The organism is Streptomyces sp. NBC_01264, assembly GCF_026340675.1.
GTDB lineage: Bacteria > Actinomycetota > Actinomycetes > Streptomycetales > Streptomycetaceae > Streptomyces.
Genome location: NZ_JAPEOX010000001.1, coordinates 2,023,724 through 2,040,812, shown reverse-complemented (window position 1 = coordinate 2,040,812; position 17,089 = coordinate 2,023,724). Strand labels below are relative to the sequence as shown.

Sequence of the window (17,089 nt, the reverse complement as noted above, 5' to 3'; positions counted from 1 at the left end):
CGCCGTCAGAACGACATGTGCCGCCACTTCTCGTGGACGGTGACCCGTGAGAGCCGCCAGCCGGACCGCGCGGTCCGGACGACGGCGAAGGTGTAGCGGCCCGCCGCGACGAAGTTGGGCGCGGTCACCGGGAGAGTACCGTCGTCGGGCTCCTCCCCGGCCAGCCGCATGGGATTGAGGAAGTCGGCCCGGACCTCCGCCGTGTCACCGGGGGAGCCGCCCAGGTCCGCGATCCGGATCAGCCGGTTCACGATGAGGTGCTGGCGCACCGGGAACAGCTTCATCGTCTCCGACAGCCAGTCCGCCACCTCCCCGGCCGGGCCCTCGATCCCGCCGGCCGAGGCGTAGTCGGCCCGCCCGCCCGGGGCGAACAGGGCGCGGTAGGCGTCCCAGTCGCCGTCGTCCACGGCGATGGCGTACCCCGTGACCAGCTCGTCGATCGCCAGTCGGTCCATCACGCCCGCAAGGTCCACACGCTGCGTCATCGGGTCAGTGTGCGCGCGCGGGGCGCGGAGGCCAAGGGGCGTGCGCGGCCCGGATGCCCCGGCGGCGGATCAGTGACCGGAACGCGCCTCCCGGGGACGGACCACCACGAGGTAGGCGTCGCTCGCCAGATCCATCACCACCTCCGCGGGCACGCCCTCGCGCGTCCGCTGCGCCGCGTACTCCTCGGCCGGCCAACTCCCCCTCGGACTTCCGGCCGGAAACCGCTCCAACACCACTCGACCCATGGGACACCCCCTGCTGTTCGTCTTCAGGTCTCTCCCTCCACAACGACGCGGAGGCCGTCCGGGAACGTTCCCGGACGGCCTCCGATTCACGCGAAGCGGTGAGTGGTACCCGTACTAGCCGGCCGACTCGCCCGCGTGGGGGCTGAGGACACCCATGCCGATCAGGACGAACAGCAGGATGCCGAGCAGGACCCGGTAGATCACGAACGGCATGAAGCTCTTGCTGGAGATGAACTTCATGAACCAGGCGATGACCGCGTAGCCGACGAGGAAGGCGATGACCGTGGCAAAGATCGTCTGAGGCCATTCGATGTGCCCCGGGTCCTCCATCACGTCCTTGATCTCGAACAGGCCGGAGGCCAGCACGGCCGGGATCGCGAGGAGGAAGGAGTAGCGGGCGGCCGCCTCGCGGGTGAAGCCCAGCAGCAGACCGCCGGAGAGCGTGGCACCGGACCGGGACACGCCCGGGATCAGGGCCATCGCCTGGCAGAGACCGAAGATGAGGCCGTCCTTGACGCCCAGTTCCTTCAGGGTCTTGCGCTCGCGGATGGCGCGGTGCCGGCCGCCCTCCTCGTCGCGCGCGGCCAGCCGGTCGGCGACGCCGAGCACGATGCCCATCACGATGAGGGTGGTGGCGATCAGCCGCAGGTCGCGGAACGGGCCCTCGATCTGGTCCTTGAAGGCGAGGCCGAGGACGCCGATCGGAATCGAGCCGACGATCACCAGCCAGCCCATCTTGGCTTCCTGCTCGGAGCGCAGCGCCTTCGTGTACAGCGAGCGGAACCACGTGGAGATGATCTTCGCGATGTCCTTGCGGAAGTAGATCAGTACGGCGGCCTCGGTGCCGATCTGCGTGATGGCGGTGAAGGCCGCGCCCGGGTCCGTCCAGCCGGCGAACGCCGCGGTCAGCCGGAGATGGGCGCTGGAGGAGATCGGGAGGAACTCCGTAAGTCCTTGGACGAGACCGAGGATGAGGGATTCGATCCAGTTCATGTCGGGGTGCGCTCGTCCTTGTGATCGTCGGGCAGTTCGGGTCCGATGCTAGGGCCCGTGGGGTGAGGCCGTGACCACAGGGGGGTGTACGGCCGTCAGTTCCCGCGCCGGCACGGGCCGCTCGGGCCTGCGCACGGGCGCCAGCCGGTGCCGCTTGCGCCAGGCGACGACCGTCGCCCCCACCGCGGAGAGGGCGATGAAGCCGAACGAGGCGAGGAACGCGGGAGAGGTCGGGGAGGAGGCGCTGGACCCCGCGATCACGTACGCGGCGGTGTTCGGGACCACGCCGATCGCGGTGGCGAGGAGGAAGGGCAGCCAGCCGCAGCGGGACAGCGCGGCGGCGTAGTTGGCCACGACGAAGGGCAGACCCGGGAAGATCCGGATCGCGAGCATCGAGCGGAAGCCGTGCCGGGCCAGCTGGTCGTCGGCCGCCTGCAGCCAGCGGCCGCGGATCAGCGGACGCAGGGCGTCGCGCCCCATCATCCGGCCGAGGCCGAAGGAGATCCCCGCGCCGACCACCGACCCGCCGACCGCGGCGAGCAGGCCGAACTGGGAGCCGAAGAGGGCCCCGGCGGCCAGGTTCAGCAGGGGGCGCGGCACCAGGGCGGCCGTGCACACCCCGTACGCCGCGGCGAAGAGAAGGACGGCGGTGCCCACCGGGAGCCCCGGGGGCCAGCCCTCCGAGAGCAGGCGCTGGGGTTCGTACAGCACGACGCAGACGCCGGCCGCGAGGAGCAGCACGACGAGCAGCGAGAGCCGCGTCCACGGCGCGAGGAGGAGGGACATTCCGGGAGACTAACCGACCCCCCTGTCCGAGCGCCGTAATCTGGGCCTCATGCAGTCGAACGACCGGCGGCCCCGGACCGAAGCCGGGGACGCGCACGGCGGCCTCGCCGAGCTGATGGTGGCGCGGCTCACGGAGTCCTACGGCGCCGCGGCCGACGCGGAGCGGGCCGGGCCCATGGCCGCGTACATGAAGGACGTCTCGCCCTTCCTCGGGATCCCCACCCCGCTGCGCCGCGAGCTGTCCCGGGCCGTGATCAAGGACACCCCGAAACCGTCCGAAGCGGACTGCGCGGCCCTCGCGCTGCGCTGCTGGGAGCTCGCGGAGCGTGAGTACCGGTACTTCGCCGTCGAGTACCTGCGCCGGCACGTCTCCCGCTGCTCCTCGGGCATCCTGCCCGTGGTCCGGCACCTGATCGTGACCGACTCCTGGTGGGACACCGTCGACCTGCTCGCCGCGCACACGGTCGGCCCGCTCGTGGCGGCCGACCAGGCGCTCCCCGCCGTCATGGACGAGTGGATCGAGGACGGCAACCTGTGGGTGGCGCGCACCGCCCTGCTCCACCAGCTCCGGTACAAGTCCGCGACCGACACCGACCGGCTCTTCGCGTACTGCCGGCGCCAGGCCGGCCACCCCGACTTCTTCATCCGCAAGGCCATCGGCTGGTGCCTGCGCGAGTACGCGAAGACGGACCCCGAAGCGGTCCGGTCCTTCATCGCCGCCGAGCGGGGGACGCTGTCCCCGCTCTCGGTACGCGAGGCGTCGAAGCACATCGGCGGCGCATAGGGCCTCCGGCCGGCCGGAGGCCCTATGCGGGCCTCCGGCCGGCCGCGGGACCGGTCGGGGTCAGCTTCCCTGCGGGGGCCGAATATTCAGTGGCCCCGCCGCGCCCGTTCCGGCAGGATCTGGCACATGTCCAGGCAGACCTTCCCCGCAGCGCCGTCCGCAGTCGCGGACGCGCCGAAGGCTGCCGTCCCCGCACAGCCCGCCGCAGGCGCACCCGCATTCGGCGGCGCACGAAGCTGACCCTTCCCGGATCGTCCGGCGGACCCCACAGGGGGAGGGTCGGTTCGCTCAGGGGTCCCGTATTTCCAGCTTCGGAACCACACGGGAAGACAACATGGCCAAGACGGCCTTCGTGCGCACCAAGCCGCACCTCAACATCGGCACCATGGGTCACGTCGACCACGGCAAGACGACGCTGACCGCCGCCATCACCAAGGTCCTGGCCGAGCGGGGCGGCGCCTCCTTCGTGCCGTTCGACCGGATCGACCGGGCCCCCGAGGAGGCCCGGCGCGGCATCACCATCAACCTCACGCACGTCGAGTACGAGACCGACACCCGGCACTACGCCCACGTGGACATGCCTGGACACGCGGACTACATCAAGAACATGGTCACGGGCGCGGCCCAGCTCGACGGGGCGATCCTCGTCGTCTCCGCGCTCGACGGGGTCATGCCGCAGACCGCCGAGCACGTGCTCCTCGCCCGGCAGGTCGGCGTCGACCACATCGTCGTCGCTCTGAACAAGGCCGACGCCGGGGACCCCGAGCTGACCGACCTGGTCGAGCTGGAGGTCCGCGAGCTGCTCACCGCGAACGGCTACGGCGGGGACGGCGCCCCCGTCGTACGGGTCTCCGGGCTCGGGGCGCTGGACGGCGACCCGCGCTGGACCTCCTCGATCGAGGCCCTGCTCGACGCCGTGGACACGTACGTGCCCACGCCCGTGCGGTACACCGACGCGCCGTTCCTGATGCCGGTGGAGAACGTCCTCACCATCACCGGTCGCGGCACCGTCGTCACCGGCGCCGTCGAGCGGGGCACCGTGGCCATGGGGGACCGCGTCGCGCTGCTCGGCGCCGGTGCCGGCGCGGCCGTGGAGTCCGTGGTCACCGGGCTGGAGACCTTCGGGAAGCCGATGGAGTCCGCCGAGGCCGGGGACAACGTCGCGCTGCTGCTGCGCGGGGTGCCCCGCGACGCGGTGCGCCGCGGGGACGTGGTGGCCGCGCCCGGCAGCGTCGTGCCGGGGCGCCGCTTCACGGCGCGGGTGTACCTGCTGTCCGCCCGCGAGGGCGGTCGCACCACGCCGGTGGCGACCGGCTACCGGCCGCAGTTCTACCTGCGCACCGCCGACGTGGTGGGCGACGTGGACCTGGGCGAGGCGGGCGCGGCCCGGCCGGGGGACACGGTCACCATGACCGTGGAGCTCGGCCGGGACGTCCCGCTGGAGAGCGGGCTCGGCTTCGCGATCCGCGAGGGCGGGCGCACCGTCGGGGCCGGGACGGTGACCGAGGTCGGATAGCGGCCCGGTAGCGGGCGGGCGGTACCCGCTGTGGTGGCGGTGGTCGGCTTGCGCCAGACTGCCGTCACCACCGGCATGCGGGGAGGGAGCGGTTCGTGGAAGACGGCAGCAGCAACGGACAGGGCAAGGGCACGGCTCTGGTGCTCGGCGGCGGCGGGCTGACCGGCGTCGGCTGGGAGGCCGGGATGCTCTACGGGCTCGCCCGCGCGGGCGTCGACCTGACCGGCGCCGACCTGGTCGTCGGGACCTCGGCCGGCTCGGTCGTCGGCGCGCAGCTCACCTCCGGGCTGCTCACCCCGCAGGAGCTGTACGAGCGCCAGCTCGGCGACCCCGGCGGGGAACTCCCCGCGAAACTGGGGGCCTCCCTGATCGGGCGGTACGCCGTCGCGATGGTGCGCTCCCGCGACGCGAAGTCCTACCGGCGCCGGATCGGCGCCTTCGCGCTCGCCGCCGACACGGGGCCGGAGGAGGAGCGCCGCAAGGTGCTCGAAGCCCGGCTGGTGTCGCGCGACTGGCCCGAGCGGCGCCTCGTCGTCACCGCGGTGGACGCCCTGACCGGCGAGCTCGCCGCCTTCGAGCGCGGCAGCGAGGCCGGGCTGCTCGACGCGGTCTCGGCGAGCTGCGCCGTCCCCGGGGTGTGGCCGCCCGTGACGGTCGCGGGCCGGCGGTTCATCGACGGCGGGATCCGCTCCGGCGCCAACGCCGATCTCGCCTCTGGCTACGGGCGCGTGGTGATCCTCGCGCCGATGGCCACGGGCGCCGGGCTGATCCCCTCGCCCGCGGCGCAGGCCGCCCGGCTGCGGGAGGCCGGGGCGAAGGTGCTGCTGATCACCCCGTCGCCGCGGGCCCGTAAGGTCTTCGGACGCAACGTACTGGACCCCGCGCGCCGCGACCCCGCCGCGCGGGCGGGGCTGGAGCAGGCCGCGGAGCACGTGGAGCGGGCGCGCGAGGTGTGGGCGGCTCCGGGGGCCTGACAATGGTGCGGTGAGTGACGAACAGATCCCGGTGATCCGGGACGTGGCGCAGGGCACCGCCAAACTGATGCCGGACATCGACCGGGAGCGGGCCTGGCTGCTCACCGTGGACGGGGCGCCGCAGTCGTATGTGGACCTCGACGACCCGGAGCACCTGGAGTTCGAGTACGTACGCCGCCTCGCGCACGTCCTGGACTGCGTGGGCGAGCCGGGGGCCGCGCTGGACCTGCTGCACCTGGGCGGTGGCGCGCTGACCCTGCCGCGGTACGCGGCCGCGGGCCGGCCGGGGTCACGGCAGGACGTGGTCGAGTTCGACGCCGGGCTCGTCGCGCTGGTCGGCGAGTTCCTGCCGGTGGCCGGGAGCGGGATCACCGTGCACGTCGCCGACGCACGGGCCTGGCTGGCCGCGGCGCCGGACGCGAGCGCGGACGTGGTGGTGGGCGATGTCTTCGGCGGCTCACGGGTGCCGGCTTCGCTGGCCTCGGTGGAGTACGCGCGGGAGGTGGCGCGGGTGCTGAGGCCCGGCGGGGTGTACGTGGCGAACCTCGCCGACGGGGCGCCGTTCGGCTTTCTGCGCGGGCAGCTCGCGAACTTCGGATCGGCCTTCGGGGAGTTGGCGCTGATCGCGGAGCCGGGGGTGCTGCGGGGGCGGCGGTTCGGGAACGCGGTGCTGCTGGCCTCGCGGCGGGAGCTGCCGGTGGCGGAGCTTTCGCGGGTGTGCGCGGGGGACGCGTTCCCGGCGCGGGTGGAGGTGGGGGCGGCGCTCGCTCGGCTGATGCGGGGGGCCCTGCCGGTGGCGGACGCGGATGCGGTGGCTTCGCCCGAGCCGCCGGAGGGGGCGTTCAGCCTCGGCTGAGGGTGTGCCGCCGCTGCGCGGGGCGAAGTCCCCTACCCGCCCTTCCTCCGTTCCCCGGGGCTTCGCCCCGGACCCCGCGCCTCAAACGCCGGCGGGGCTGGATGGGGCGGGGCTTGGTTCGGTGAGGTCCGGCGCGGCGCTGGGGCCGTGCACGACGGGCGGTTTGCGGGTCATGCGGCGGACGTCCGGGACCAGGAGGACGGCGGCCGTCACGACGACCACCAGGGCCGCGCAGCCCCAGAGGGCCGAGGTGCGGCCGATCGCGGATTCGACAGGGCCGGCCACCGCCGTGGCCAGCGGGAGCATCGACAGCGAGCCGAACCAGTCATAGGCGGAGACCCGGGAGAACATCTCCTCCGGGATCTCCTGGTGCATCGTCGTCATCCAGTTCACGCCGAACACCTCGATGGCCACGCCGCTCACGAACATCACCGCGCACAGCCCCCACACCGGAAGCGGCACCGCCAGTCCCGCCGAGGGGAGCGCCAGCGGGAACACGCACAGGGTGCCGACCAGCAGCAGGCGGCGCGGTTTCCAGGCCATCATCAGGACGGCCCCGCCGATCGTGCCGAGGCCGAAGAAGGCCAGGGCCATGCCCCACGGAGCCGCCCCGCCCAGGCGCTCCAGTGCGACCAGGGGCCCGTAGACCGCCTCCGCGGCGCCCACGACGGCCACGACGACGGAGAACTGGAGCACGATGCTCCACAGCCAGGGACGGCTCTTGAACTCCGTCCAGCCCTCGCGCAGATCGGTCAGCAGGCCGCCGCCGGGAGCGCGTTCGGCGATCTGGCCGACCTGGAGGAAGGCCCGTAGGGCTCCGGCGACGGCGAAGGCGGCCGCGTCCACGGCGAGGACCCAACCGGGGCCCATGAAGGCGACCATGGCCCCGCCGAGGGCGGCGCCGCCGACACCTGCGCCGTTCATCGCCATCCGGAAGAAGGCGAAGGCGCGGTTGGCCTGGGGGCCGGAGACGGTGGCCATGAGCATGCCCTCGGCCGCCGGGTTGAAGAAGGCCGTACCGGTGCCGCACAGCGCCGTGAGCAGCATCATCTGCCACAGCTTCGGATCGCCGCTCAGGACGAGTACGGCGAACGCGGCCTGCGAGAGGCAGTTGAGGGTGTTGGCCGCGACCATGACGTGATGGCGGGGGATCCGGTCGGCGACGGCTCCGCCGATGAGGAGGAACAGGACGAGCGGCAGCGTGCGGGCGGCGGCCACCAGGCCGACGTCACCGGCGGAGCCGCCCGCCTGGACGACCGCGAAGGCGGTCGCGATGAGCGCTCCGTGGCTCCCGAGGTTCGTGATGACCGCGGCACCCGTCAGCAGGGTGTAGTTGCGGCCGGCCCACTCGGGCCTGCGGCCGGAGGGGCTGGGGGAGAGGGAGGACGGAGAGCTCACCTCAGGACTATCCCCGTCCCGGGCCGGGAATCCAAACGGATTTCCGGCCCGGGGGCGGAGGCGCCGGAGGTCAGCCCGCGTTGAGGCGGACGCTGCTCAGGATCTTCTCGTAGGTCTCCTTGCTCACTTCGCCCGGGACGCCCGCGGCCCCGTAGAGGACCCAGGTGGAGAGGTCACCGTTGGCGGTCGTGAAGCTGAAGGCGACGGACTTGCCGTCCGAGGAGCACTTGTTCTCCTTGGGCAGGCCGCTGACGGTCGCGGTCGCCATGTGCCCCTTGAGCCCGGAGGAGGTCGTGTACTCCTTCGCCGGGGCGACCTTGGTGGTGCCCTTCGGCGCCTTCTGCGCGTACCCGGCGAAGACCCAGTTGCCGGCCTCGTTGTACGCGGCCTCGGCGGTGCCCTTCGCGCCCTGGCCGCCCTTGGTGCCGGTGGCGGCCAGGGAGGTCGAGTCCTCCTTGCCGTCCTTGTCGGCGTCGACCATGCACCATTCCTCCTTGAGGATGGCGGGCGCCCCCATCATGACGATGGCCGAGCCGTCGTTCTTGGAGTCGTCCTCGAAGCCGATGGACAGGCTCGAGGACTGCACGTCCCAGTCCGGCGGGACGTCGAAGGCGGTGCCGTACTTCGGGTTGATGACGACCTTCCAGCCGGGGATCACCGGCTTGGCTTCGGCGCCGCCGCGCGGGTTGGCGCTCGGGCTCCCGGTGGCGGGCGCGGGGGAGGAGGCCGGGGCGGAGGGCGAGGAGCTCGGCTTGTCGTCCGCCCGGTCGGAGCCCTTGTCGTCCCGGGTCAGGACGAACGCCCCGGTGGCGGCGGCCGCCACGACGACGGCCGAGGCCGCGACGATGGCCACGGTCCGGGTCGCGAAGGGGCTGCCTCCGCGCGGGGGCCGGGGCGGGGGCGGCGGGGTGCCGCCCCACTGGGGTACGGGGACGGTCGGGGGCTGCTGACCCCATCCCTGGGGAGCGGGGGGCTGCTGCGGGTACCCGTAGCCGGGCTGCTGCTGCTCCCCGTACGCCGCCGTCGGCGGTTGCTGCTGGTACGGGTTCGGCGTTCCCGGCTGCTGCTGGTACGGGTTCTGATGCGCGTCCTGGGGGTTGGGTTCTCCCCCGGGCGGCTGCTGCTGTCCTGGCCACATGGCCGGTAACGATAGTGGGAGTGGGGTCGGGGATCCACGGCCGCCCCCGGACGGGTATGGCCAAGGCCTTCTACTCGTGGGTAACATCGCGTGCCATGAGCGCTGAACAGATGAACGTGGGCGAACTGCTCGCCGCGACCGTGCCGATGGCCAAGACCCTGAACCTCCAGTTCCTGGAGACCACCCCGGAGCGCGCCGTCGTCCGGCTCCCGGACCAGCCCGACTTCCACAACCACCTCGGCGGCCCGCACGCCGGCGCCATGTTCACCCTCGCCGAGTCCGCGAGCGGTGCGATCGTCCTGGCCGCCTTCGGCGACCAGCTCTCGCGCGCGGTGCCGCTCGCGGTGAGCGCGGAGATCGGTTACAAGAAGCTCGCCAAGGGCGTCGTGACGGCCACCGCCACCCTCGGCCGCCCGGCCGCCGAGGTCGTCGCCGAACTCGACGCGGGCGGCCGCCCCGAGTTCCCCGTCACCATCGCCATCCAGCGCGAGGACGAGGCCGTGACGGGCGAGATGACCGTGGTCTGGACCCTGCGCCCCAACGCCTGATCCCGCTAGAGTCCCTCCACCGATGACGGACGGAGGGGGTCCCGTGCCGGGCCGAGCCAAGATCAGCATCAGCCTCGACGCCGAGCTCGTGGTGGAGGTGATGGTCCTCGCCGGGATCGGTTCGCCCCAGGACGCGGTCGAGGCCGTCGTACGGGACTACATCGAGCGCGGCCACCGCACCGAGGCCCGGATCCAGCTCCAGGACGAACCCCGGCGCGACGCCGACCTCGGTCCGCGGCCGCCGCAGGGCTGAACACCGGCGTCCGCCGGACTCGGCTGCGGCCGCCGCAGGGCTGAACATCGGCCGTGCGGTGGCGCGCCTGAAGCGGGGCCGCGTCGCGGTCGGCGCACAGTGGGGGGCGGGAGCGGTCCGGCGCGGGCCGCTCCCGCCACCTGACGCCGATGCCCACGCCGCAGGGAGCGCCCATGAGCGAGGCCGTGTCCAGACGCCGTGCGATGCGCTTCCTCGGGGCGATGGGCGCCGCGCTCGGCGCGGCCGGCTGCGTACCGGCGCCGCCGCCCGGCGCGCAGCCCCGTAGGGCCTCCGCCGCCGCGGGATCATCCCCCGCCGGCGCGCCCGAGGCCGGCAGCGCCGCCCGGATCGACGCCCTGCTGGACCGGCTCACCCTGGAGGAGAAGACCGTCCTGCTGCACGGCGGGCCGGACCCCGAGCCGCTCGGCCAGGCCGGATACGTGCCGGGCATCGCCCGCCTGGGCATCCCGGCGCTGCGCCTCGCCGACGGTCCGGCCGGGGTCCGCGTCGCCAAGCCCGCCACCGCGCTGCCCGCGCCGGTCCTGCTCGCCTCCGCCTTCGACCCGGCGCTCGCCCGCGCGTACGGGCGGGTCATCGGCCGCGAGGGCCGCGCGCTCGGCATCGACGTGCTCCTCTCGCCGATGGCCAACCTCATCCGCACCCCGTACGCCGGACGGAACTTCGAGACGTTCTCGGAGGACCCGAAGCTGACGGCCGACCTGGTCGCCGAGGTGGTCCGCGGCATCCAGGACGAGGGTCTCATCGCCACCGTCAAGCACTTCGCGCTCAACAACCAGGAGAAGGGCCGCGACACCGTCGACGTGATCGCCGCCGAACAGACCCTCCACGAGACGGAGCTACGGGGCTTCGAAGCCGCCGTGGCCGCCGGGGCCGGCGCCGTGATGGGCGCCTACAACAAGGTCAACGGGGTCTACGCCTGCGAGAACAGGCCGCTCCTCGAAGAACTGCTCCGCGGGCGCTGGGGGTTCGACGGCTGGGTGATGTCGGACTGGGACGCCACCCACAGCACCGTCGCCTCGATCGGCGCCGGCCTCGACATGGAGATGCCCGCCGGCACCCACTACGGTGCCCCGCTGCGCGAGGCGGTGCGCGGCGGCTCCGTCCACGAGGACACCGTCGACCTCGCCCTACGCCGGATCCTGACCACCATGGACCGCTTCGGACTGCTCGCCGGGCACCCCGCCGCGCGGCCCGCCCGGGACGCCGCCGCCGGGGCCCGCACGGCACGGCAGATCGCCACCGCCGGGGCGGTCCTGCTGCGCAACGAACGGGCCACCCTGCCGCTGACCGGCCCCGCCGCCCGGTCCGTCGCCGTGATCGGCCCCACCGGGCGGACCCCCTTCGTCGGCGGCGGCGGCAGTGCCCACGTGGTGCCCGACGCGGCCGCCGCCCCCCTCGACGAGATCCGGCGCCGGGCCGGGAGCGGCTCCACGGTGACCTACGCGCTCGGCGAGGACATCTACGGGCGCCCGCTGCCGGCGAAACTGCTGACGCCCGACGCGGGCCTCGAGGACCGCGCGGTGGCCCCCGGGCGCACCTGGGGCTACGAGGGGACCTTCCGGCTGACCGCCGACGACGAGTGGACCCTGCTCGTCCACTACACCGGGAAGCGGCCGGCCGTCCGGCTCGACGGGGAGGAACTCTTCCCCGTACGGCAGGGCGTGGCCGAGCAGTTCGCCGGCGGGCTGCTCGGCGCCGCGCCCGACGGCCGCACCGTGCGCCGCCGCACCCTCGCGCTCAAGGCGGGCGAACACCGCCTCGCCGTCTTCGCCGAGGGCGGGCCGAAGGGGCAGCGGCTGCGGCTGCGGCACACCACGAAGGCGACCCGGGCCGCCGACCTGGCCGAGGCCGTCAAGGCGGCCAAGGCGGCCGGCAGCGTGGTGCTGTTCGCCTACGAGGACGCCACCGAGGGCAGCGACCGCACCTCCCTGGCGCTCCCCGGCGGCCAAGCGGCGCTGATCGAGGCGGTCGCCGCCGCCAACCCCCGCACCACGGTGGTGCTCAACACCTCCTCCGGTACGGCCATGCCGTGGCTCCCGCGTACCGGAGCGGTCCTCCAGATGTACTACCCGGGTCAGGAGGGCGCGGCCGCCACCGCCGACGTGCTCTTCGGCGACGCGGACCCGGGCGGCCGCCTCACCCAGACCTTCCCGGCCGACGAGCGGGCCACCCCGGTCGGCGCGGACCCGGTGCGCTATCCGGGGGTCGGCGGACGGCAGGAGTACACCGAGGGCGTGCACGTCGGCCACCGCTGGTACGACCAGCAGCGGGTGGCTCCGCTGTTCGCCTTCGGGCACGGGCTCTCGTACACGACCTGGGCGTACGAGAAGCTGGCGGTCCGGCGCGGCGGCGCGCACGGCAAGCACGGCGGGCTGCGCGTGGAGTTCACCGTCCGCAACACCGGACGCCGTACGGGCACCGAGGTGGCCCAGGTCTACGTGGGCCCGTCCCCGGACCTGAGACTGGACCAGCCGGTCCGGGCACTGGCCGGGTACCGGCGCCTGACCCTCGAACCCGGCGAGGCGCGGCTGATCGTCCTGGACATCGACGCGCGCACGCTGTCCTCCTGGGATCCGGAGCGGAACGCGTGGGTGGTGGGGACGGGACGCCGCGAAGTGTTCGCCGGCCGTTCCTCGCGCGAACTGCCGCTGCGGGCAAAGGCTGTGGTGGCGACCGGATAGCGACCGGATAGGCTGCCCGTTCGGTCCGCCACAGGGGGCGGGCCGGGCGGAGAATCTCGGGAGGACGTACCGGTGCACATCCAGGAATGGCTGGAGACGATTCCGGCGGTCAGCATCTACCTCCTGGTGGGGCTCGTCATCGGACTGGAAAGCCTCGGCATCCCGCTGCCGGGGGAGATCGTCCTGGTCAGCTCGGCGCTGCTGGCCTCGCAGCAGGGGCACATCGACCCCGTGGTGCTGGGCATCTGCGCGACCACCGGAGCGATCGTGGGCGACTCGATCGGCTACGCGATCGGGCGCAAGGGCGGGAAGCCGATGCTGGAGCGGCTGGGCCGGCGCTTCCCCAAGCACTTCGGGCCGGACCAGGTGGCCATGGCGGAGCGCTCCTTCGAGAAGTGGGGCATGTGGGCCGTCTTCTTCGGGCGGTTCGTGGCGCTGCTGCGGATCTTCGCGGGGCCGCTGGCGGGCGTCCTGCACATGCCCTACTGGCGGTTCCTCATCGCGAACGTCCTCGGCGGGATCCTGTGGGCGGGCGGTACGACGGCCGTCATCTACTCGATCGGGATCGTCGCCGAGCCGTGGCTGAAGGGGTTCTCGTGGGTGGCCCTCGCCCTGGCCCTCGTGTGCGGGCTCGCCATGACCTTGGTGGTGCGCGGGCGGATGAAGAAGGCGGCAGCGGCGGCGCGGGCCGAGGCGGCCGCGGATGCGGCCGGGGTGCCGGGGCAGGCCGCGGCCGCCCCGACCGTGCTCACCGACTGAGGGGCACACCCCCGCCCGGCCCCAGGGGGCGGGCGGGGAACCGGCGCCGTGGCGAAGCCCGTTACGCGCCTTCGGTCACCGAGGCGGCGTGCTGCTTGGCCAGTTCGGTGTACATGAGGGCGTTGACCTTGAGGCCCTCGCGCTCCTCCGCGGTCAGCTCGCGCCGCACCTTCGCCGGGACGCCCGCGACCAGCGAACCGGGCGGGACGATCATGCCCTGCGGGACCAGCGCCTGCGCGGCCACCAGCGACCCGGCGCCGATCACCGCGCCGTTGAGGACCGTCGCGCCCATCCCGATCAGGCAGTCGTCCTCGATCGTGCAGCCGTGCACGACGGCGTTGTGGCCGATGGAGACGCGCTCGCCGATGGAGACCGGGAAACCGGGGTCCACGTGCACGGTGCAGTTGTCCTGCACATTGCTGTCGGCGCCCAGTGTGATCGGACCGCAGTCCGCGCGGAGCACCGCCGAGTACCAGATGCTCGCGCCCGCGCCGAGGCGCACGTCCCCGACCACGACGGAGGTGGGAGCGGTGAACGCCGTCGGGTCGATCTCGGGGTTCTTCCCGCCGACACCCATCACGAGTGCCTGGGCCGCCTGCTGCGTCATGTGTTCTCTTCCTCTTCCGGTACGTCGCGTCGCGCTACCGGAAACCGTAGGCCACGCGGTCCGCACCCCCGGAGATGGGGTGAAGATCACGGCGCGGCCCGGGCTTCCGGCGCTTAAGGTGACCCGGTGGCGAAGAACCAGAACACGTTCTCTTCTCTGACGGCGCTCCCTTCCCTCACGGGCCTGCGTCGCCGGCTCGCCGGGCGCGTCGTCCACGCGGGCTGGCGCTGGATGCAGCGGGCCGGCGCGGTCACCGCCCAGACCCCCGGAGGGCTGCGCTTCGGCGCGATCGGGCACGGCACCCGCCTCGCCTTCCCGCAGGGCACGGTCTTCGGCGAGCCCTGGATCAGGCTCGGGGACCACTGCATCATCGGGGAACAGGTCACGCTCACCGCCGGGATGATGCCGGACCTCGACCTCGGCGCGGAGCCGATGCTGGTCCTCGGCAACGGCGTGGTCATCGGCCGCGACAGCCACGTCATCGCCGACACCCGGATCACGATCGGCAACGACACCTTCTGCGGCCCCGGGGTGTACATCACCTCCACCAACCACAGCTACGACGACCCGCACGAGCCCGTCGGCAAGCAGTGGCCGCGCAGCGCCCCGGTGGAGATAGGCCCGGGCTGCTGGCTGGGGACCGGCGCGGTGATCCTGCCCGGGGCGAAGCTGGGCCGCAACGTCGTGGTGGCGGCGGGCGCCGTCGTACGGGGCGAGGTGCCGGACCACGCCGTGGTGGCGGGGGCACCGGCCCGGATCGTCCGCCGCTGGGACCCCGACACGGGCTGGCAGCCACCCCTGCGCACCCCGGCCCCGGTCCCGATCCCCGACGGGGTGACACCGGAGCAGCTGCGGGCGCTGGGCGCACTGGCGGACGTGCCGGAGCAGGAGTGAGGGCCGTGTCTGTCGCTTTGGCGAAAGAGACGGGCTAGCCCGCCGCCAGGAGGACCGTGCCCGCCAGGGCCAGGCCCGCGCCCGCCGCCTGGACGGGGCGCAGGCGTTCCTTGAGGACGGCGAAGGCGGCCAGGGCGGTGATCACCGGGTACAGGGAGGAGAGCACGGCGGCGGTGGTGACCGGACCGTGCTGGGCGGCGATGGAGTAGGTGCCGTTCGCCGCGACGTCGGCGAGGCCGACGAAGGCCAGCGCCGGCAGCAGCGTCCAGAGGATCCGCCGGCCGTCCGTACCCGCCGGGAGGGCCGGAACTCCGCGCCGGGTCCGCACCCACAGGGCCGTGCCGCCGACGGTGACGTTGGTGACGCGCTGGACGAACAGGGCGAGGAACAGGCCCGGCACGGTGGAGGAGGCGGGGGCGATCAGGGCCATCACCGCGCCGAAGCCGAAGGCCGCGACGAGGGTGAGGACGACGGCCTGGCGCTGGACGGGGGCGCCGCGCAGTTCGGGTCCGCCCGCGAGGACGATGCCCACGACGGCCACCGCGATCCCGGCGAGCTGGGCGGCACCCGGCCGCTCGCCCAGAAGGAGGCCCGCGGCCATCGGCACCACCACGCCGAGGGATCCGAGCGGGGAGACCACGCCCATCGGGCCGAGGGCGAGCGCCTTGTAGAAGCTGAACATCGCGACCGGGCCGACCAGCCCCGCCCCCACCGCGAACCACAGCTGTGGTCCGGCCTCCCGCCAGGCGCCGGTGCCCAGGACCACCGCACCCAGCACGAGGACGGCGAGGACCTGGGAGGCCACGACCACCGTGAGGGCCGGTATCCGGCGGGTGAGCAGCCCTCCGCCGAAGTCGGCCAGTCCCCACAGGGCGGCGGTGGCCAAGGCGAAGAGGGCGGTCATGGCGGGCCTCGCAGTACAGTGCGTTGAACGGTGGAGTACACGATGAAGTACACGTGAAGTACAGCGCACAATAGTTCAGCCTGTTGGACCCTGTCATCCAAAATATTGTACGGAGTGGAGGGACTGGTGTCGGATCTCGAGCAGCTCACCCAGGCGCTCGGCCGCAACCTCAAGCGCTGGCGCGCGGAGCGCGGGTTCACCCTGGAGGCCCTTGCCGCGCGTGCGGGGGTGAGCCGCGGCATGATCATCCAGATCGAGCAGGCCCGTACGAACCCCAGTGTCGGCACGACGGTCAAACTCGCCGACGCGCTCGGCGTGAGCATCACCACCCTGCTCGACCACGACCGCGGTCCACGGGTGCAGGTGGTGCTGCCGGGGCAAGGGGTGCGGATGTGGTCCACCGAGGGCGGCAGCGGCGCGAGCATGCTGCTCGGCGACGACCGGCGCGGGCCGGTGGAGATGTGGACCTACCGACTGGAGCCGGGCGAGGGGACGGTCTCGGACCCGCACCCGCCGGGCACCTTCGAGATGCTGCACGTCACGGTGGGCGAGCTGACGCTGGTGGTCGCGGACGAGACGTACGCCGTACCGGCCGGCGGAGCCGTCTCCTTCGAGGCGGACGCCGCGCACGCCTACCGCAACGAGGGGCCCGGTCCGATGGAGATGACCATGGCGGTCTCCATCCCGCCGGTGACCGCCCACGCGTGACCGCGGAGGGGTCGGCGCGGGCCGCCGACCCCCAGGCCGCGGCCACGCCACGCCTCCCGGCGGTCACGGAGCCATCCGCCAGGCAGGTATTCGTACCGTTTGGGCCGTTCTGGCCTCAGAGGGCGGGGATCTCGATCGCCGGGCAGCGGTCCATGACCATGTCCAGGCCGGCCGCGCGGGTACGGGCGGCCGCGGCCTCGTCGACCACGTTCAGCTGGAACCAGACGGCCTCCGCCCCCTTCGCGACGGCCTCGTCGGCGACGGCGCCCGCGAGGGCGCTGTTCACGAAGACGTCCACCACGTCCACCTTGAAGGGGATCGCCGCCAGCGAGGGGTAGCCCTGCTCGCCGTGGACCGTCTCGGCCTTGGGGTGCACGGGGACCACGCGCTTGCCGTACCGCTGGAGGGCCTCGGCCACGCGGTACGCGGCCCGGTCCTGGTTGTTGGACAGGCCCACCACGGCCCAGGTGTCGCCGAGCTCGGTGAGGATCTTGCGGATGGTTCCCGGATCGCCGTACACGCGTGCCGCCTCCTGCTG

The 17,089-nt window shown here is 73.3% G+C and carries 19 protein-coding genes; 10 read left to right on the top strand and 9 right to left on the bottom strand.

Annotated features, from left to right (window positions below; translation table 11 throughout):
• Positions 1-5 precede the first annotated feature (5 nt).
• The 4 genes from OG435_RS09295 to OG435_RS09280 all read right to left on the bottom strand — a co-directional run bounded on the left by OG435_RS09295 (position 6) and on the right by OG435_RS09280 (position 2,510).
• A complete protein-coding gene (locus OG435_RS09295; protein ID WP_266876353.1) occupies positions 6-485 on the bottom strand; it encodes a nuclear transport factor 2 family protein in 480 nt (159 codons plus the stop codon).
• A 69-nt stretch (positions 486-554) separates the two neighbouring features.
• Positions 555-731 (bottom strand): hypothetical protein, encoded by a 177-nt coding sequence (locus OG435_RS09290; protein ID WP_266876352.1) that lies wholly within the window; start codon positions 729-731, stop codon positions 555-557.
• A 114-nt stretch (positions 732-845) separates the two neighbouring features.
• Positions 846-1,724: an undecaprenyl-diphosphate phosphatase gene (locus OG435_RS09285; protein WP_266876351.1), complete on the bottom strand. Its 879-nt coding sequence runs from the start codon at positions 1,722-1,724 to the stop codon at positions 846-848.
• Between the two features lie 48 nt (positions 1,725-1,772).
• Entirely contained in the window at positions 1,773-2,510 is a 738-nt protein-coding gene (locus OG435_RS09280) for a TVP38/TMEM64 family protein (RefSeq protein WP_266876350.1), read from the bottom strand.
• Between the two features lie 115 nt (positions 2,511-2,625).
• Here OG435_RS09280 and OG435_RS09275 point away from each other — a divergent pair, with 115 nt between their 5' ends.
• From OG435_RS09275 to OG435_RS09260, 4 genes are all read left to right on the top strand, one after another.
• A complete protein-coding gene (locus OG435_RS09275) occupies positions 2,626-3,294 on the top strand; it encodes a DNA alkylation repair protein (RefSeq protein WP_430625745.1) in 669 nt (222 codons plus the stop codon).
• A 334-nt stretch (positions 3,295-3,628) separates the two neighbouring features.
• Entirely contained in the window at positions 3,629-4,810 is a 1,182-nt protein-coding gene (tuf, locus tag OG435_RS09270; RefSeq protein WP_266876348.1) for an elongation factor Tu, read from the top strand.
• Positions 4,811-4,905: 95 nt separating this feature from the next.
• Positions 4,906-5,784 carry a patatin-like phospholipase family protein gene (locus OG435_RS09265; RefSeq protein WP_266876347.1) on the top strand — a complete coding sequence of 293 codons (879 nt, stop codon included), beginning with the start codon at positions 4,906-4,908 and terminating at the stop codon, positions 5,782-5,784.
• A gap of 67 nt (positions 5,785-5,851) precedes the next feature.
• Positions 5,852-6,640: a spermidine synthase gene (locus OG435_RS09260; protein WP_266881583.1), complete on the top strand. Its 789-nt coding sequence runs from the start codon at positions 5,852-5,854 to the stop codon at positions 6,638-6,640.
• An 81-nt stretch (positions 6,641-6,721) separates the two neighbouring features.
• Here OG435_RS09260 and OG435_RS09255 read toward each other — a convergent pair whose 3' ends face one another.
• Both OG435_RS09255 and OG435_RS09250 read right to left on the bottom strand, forming a co-directional pair.
• Positions 6,722-8,038 carry an MFS transporter gene (locus OG435_RS09255; protein ID WP_266876346.1) on the bottom strand — a complete coding sequence of 439 codons (1,317 nt, stop codon included), beginning with the start codon at positions 8,036-8,038 and terminating at the stop codon, positions 6,722-6,724.
• Positions 8,039-8,108: 70 nt separating this feature from the next.
• Positions 8,109-9,176: a hypothetical protein gene (locus tag OG435_RS09250; RefSeq protein WP_266876345.1), complete on the bottom strand. Its 1,068-nt coding sequence runs from the start codon at positions 9,174-9,176 to the stop codon at positions 8,109-8,111.
• 95 nt (positions 9,177-9,271) lie between these two features.
• On the opposite strand from OG435_RS09250, the gene OG435_RS09245 reads away from it, so the two are divergent.
• From OG435_RS09245 to OG435_RS09230, 4 genes are all read left to right on the top strand, one after another.
• On the top strand, positions 9,272-9,724 hold the full coding sequence (locus OG435_RS09245; protein WP_254386872.1) for a DUF4442 domain-containing protein: 453 nt from the start codon (positions 9,272-9,274) through the stop codon (positions 9,722-9,724).
• A 22-nt stretch (positions 9,725-9,746) separates the two neighbouring features.
• Entirely contained in the window at positions 9,747-9,977 is a 231-nt protein-coding gene (locus tag OG435_RS09240; RefSeq protein ID WP_430625601.1) for a DUF2191 domain-containing protein, read from the top strand.
• 173 nt (positions 9,978-10,150) lie between these two features.
• The gene (locus OG435_RS09235) at positions 10,151-12,679 is read left to right on the top strand and encodes a beta-glucosidase family protein (protein ID WP_266876344.1); all 2,529 of its coding nucleotides are present in this window, start codon (positions 10,151-10,153) and stop codon (positions 12,677-12,679) included.
• A 72-nt stretch (positions 12,680-12,751) separates the two neighbouring features.
• The gene (locus tag OG435_RS09230; RefSeq protein WP_266876343.1) at positions 12,752-13,438 is read left to right on the top strand and encodes a DedA family protein; all 687 of its coding nucleotides are present in this window, start codon (positions 12,752-12,754) and stop codon (positions 13,436-13,438) included.
• 61 nt (positions 13,439-13,499) lie between these two features.
• Here OG435_RS09230 and OG435_RS09225 read toward each other — a convergent pair whose 3' ends face one another.
• Positions 13,500-14,045 carry a gamma carbonic anhydrase family protein gene (locus tag OG435_RS09225; RefSeq protein WP_266876342.1) on the bottom strand — a complete coding sequence of 182 codons (546 nt, stop codon included), beginning with the start codon at positions 14,043-14,045 and terminating at the stop codon, positions 13,500-13,502.
• A gap of 126 nt (positions 14,046-14,171) precedes the next feature.
• On the opposite strand from OG435_RS09225, the gene OG435_RS09220 reads away from it, so the two are divergent.
• Entirely contained in the window at positions 14,172-14,939 is a 768-nt protein-coding gene (locus OG435_RS09220) for an acyltransferase (protein WP_430625600.1), read from the top strand.
• A gap of 34 nt (positions 14,940-14,973) precedes the next feature.
• Here the strand turns inward: OG435_RS09220 and OG435_RS09215 are convergent, their stop codons facing one another.
• Positions 14,974-15,843 (bottom strand): DMT family transporter, encoded by an 870-nt coding sequence (locus tag OG435_RS09215; RefSeq protein WP_266876341.1) that lies wholly within the window; start codon positions 15,841-15,843, stop codon positions 14,974-14,976.
• A 126-nt stretch (positions 15,844-15,969) separates the two neighbouring features.
• Between OG435_RS09215 and OG435_RS09210 the strand changes: the two genes are divergently transcribed.
• Complete coding sequence (locus tag OG435_RS09210; protein ID WP_266876340.1) at positions 15,970-16,551, top strand: helix-turn-helix domain-containing protein; 582 nt, start codon at positions 15,970-15,972, stop codon at positions 16,549-16,551.
• 115 nt (positions 16,552-16,666) lie between these two features.
• Here OG435_RS09210 and OG435_RS09205 read toward each other — a convergent pair whose 3' ends face one another.
• Positions 16,667-17,071 (bottom strand): CoA-binding protein, encoded by a 405-nt coding sequence (locus OG435_RS09205; RefSeq protein ID WP_266881580.1) that lies wholly within the window; start codon positions 17,069-17,071, stop codon positions 16,667-16,669.
• Between the last annotated feature and the right edge of the window lie 18 nt (positions 17,072-17,089).

Excerpts from the sequence above, each read along its gene's own strand:
- OG435_RS09275 (WP_430625745.1), top strand. The coding sequence starts at position 2,626 with ATGGTGGCGCGGCTCACGGAGTCCTACGGCGCCGCGGCCGACGCGGAG.
- OG435_RS09260 (WP_266881583.1), top strand. The coding sequence starts at position 5,852 with ATGCCGGACATCGACCGGGAGCGGGCCTGGCTGCTCACCGTGGACGGG.
- OG435_RS09280 (WP_266876350.1), bottom strand. The coding sequence starts at position 2,510 with ATGTCCCTCCTCCTCGCGCCGTGGACGCGGCTCTCGCTGCTCGTCGTG.
- OG435_RS09235 (WP_266876344.1), top strand. The coding sequence starts at position 10,151 with ATGAGCGAGGCCGTGTCCAGACGCCGTGCGATGCGCTTCCTCGGGGCG.
- OG435_RS09240 (WP_430625601.1), top strand. The coding sequence starts at position 9,747 with ATGACGGACGGAGGGGGTCCCGTGCCGGGCCGAGCCAAGATCAGCATC.
- OG435_RS09225 (WP_266876342.1), bottom strand. The coding sequence starts at position 14,045 with ATGACGCAGCAGGCGGCCCAGGCACTCGTGATGGGTGTCGGCGGGAAG.
- OG435_RS09245 (WP_254386872.1), top strand. The coding sequence starts at position 9,272 with ATGAGCGCTGAACAGATGAACGTGGGCGAACTGCTCGCCGCGACCGTG.
- OG435_RS09215 (WP_266876341.1), bottom strand. The coding sequence starts at position 15,843 with ATGACCGCCCTCTTCGCCTTGGCCACCGCCGCCCTGTGGGGACTGGCC.
- OG435_RS09285 (WP_266876351.1), bottom strand. The coding sequence starts at position 1,724 with ATGAACTGGATCGAATCCCTCATCCTCGGTCTCGTCCAAGGACTTACG.
- OG435_RS09290 (WP_266876352.1), bottom strand. The coding sequence starts at position 731 with ATGGGTCGAGTGGTGTTGGAGCGGTTTCCGGCCGGAAGTCCGAGGGGG.
- OG435_RS09295 (WP_266876353.1), bottom strand. The coding sequence starts at position 485 with ATGACGCAGCGTGTGGACCTTGCGGGCGTGATGGACCGACTGGCGATC.
- OG435_RS09250 (WP_266876345.1), bottom strand. The coding sequence starts at position 9,176 with ATGTGGCCAGGACAGCAGCAGCCGCCCGGGGGAGAACCCAACCCCCAG.
- tuf (WP_266876348.1), top strand. The coding sequence starts at position 3,629 with ATGGCCAAGACGGCCTTCGTGCGCACCAAGCCGCACCTCAACATCGGC.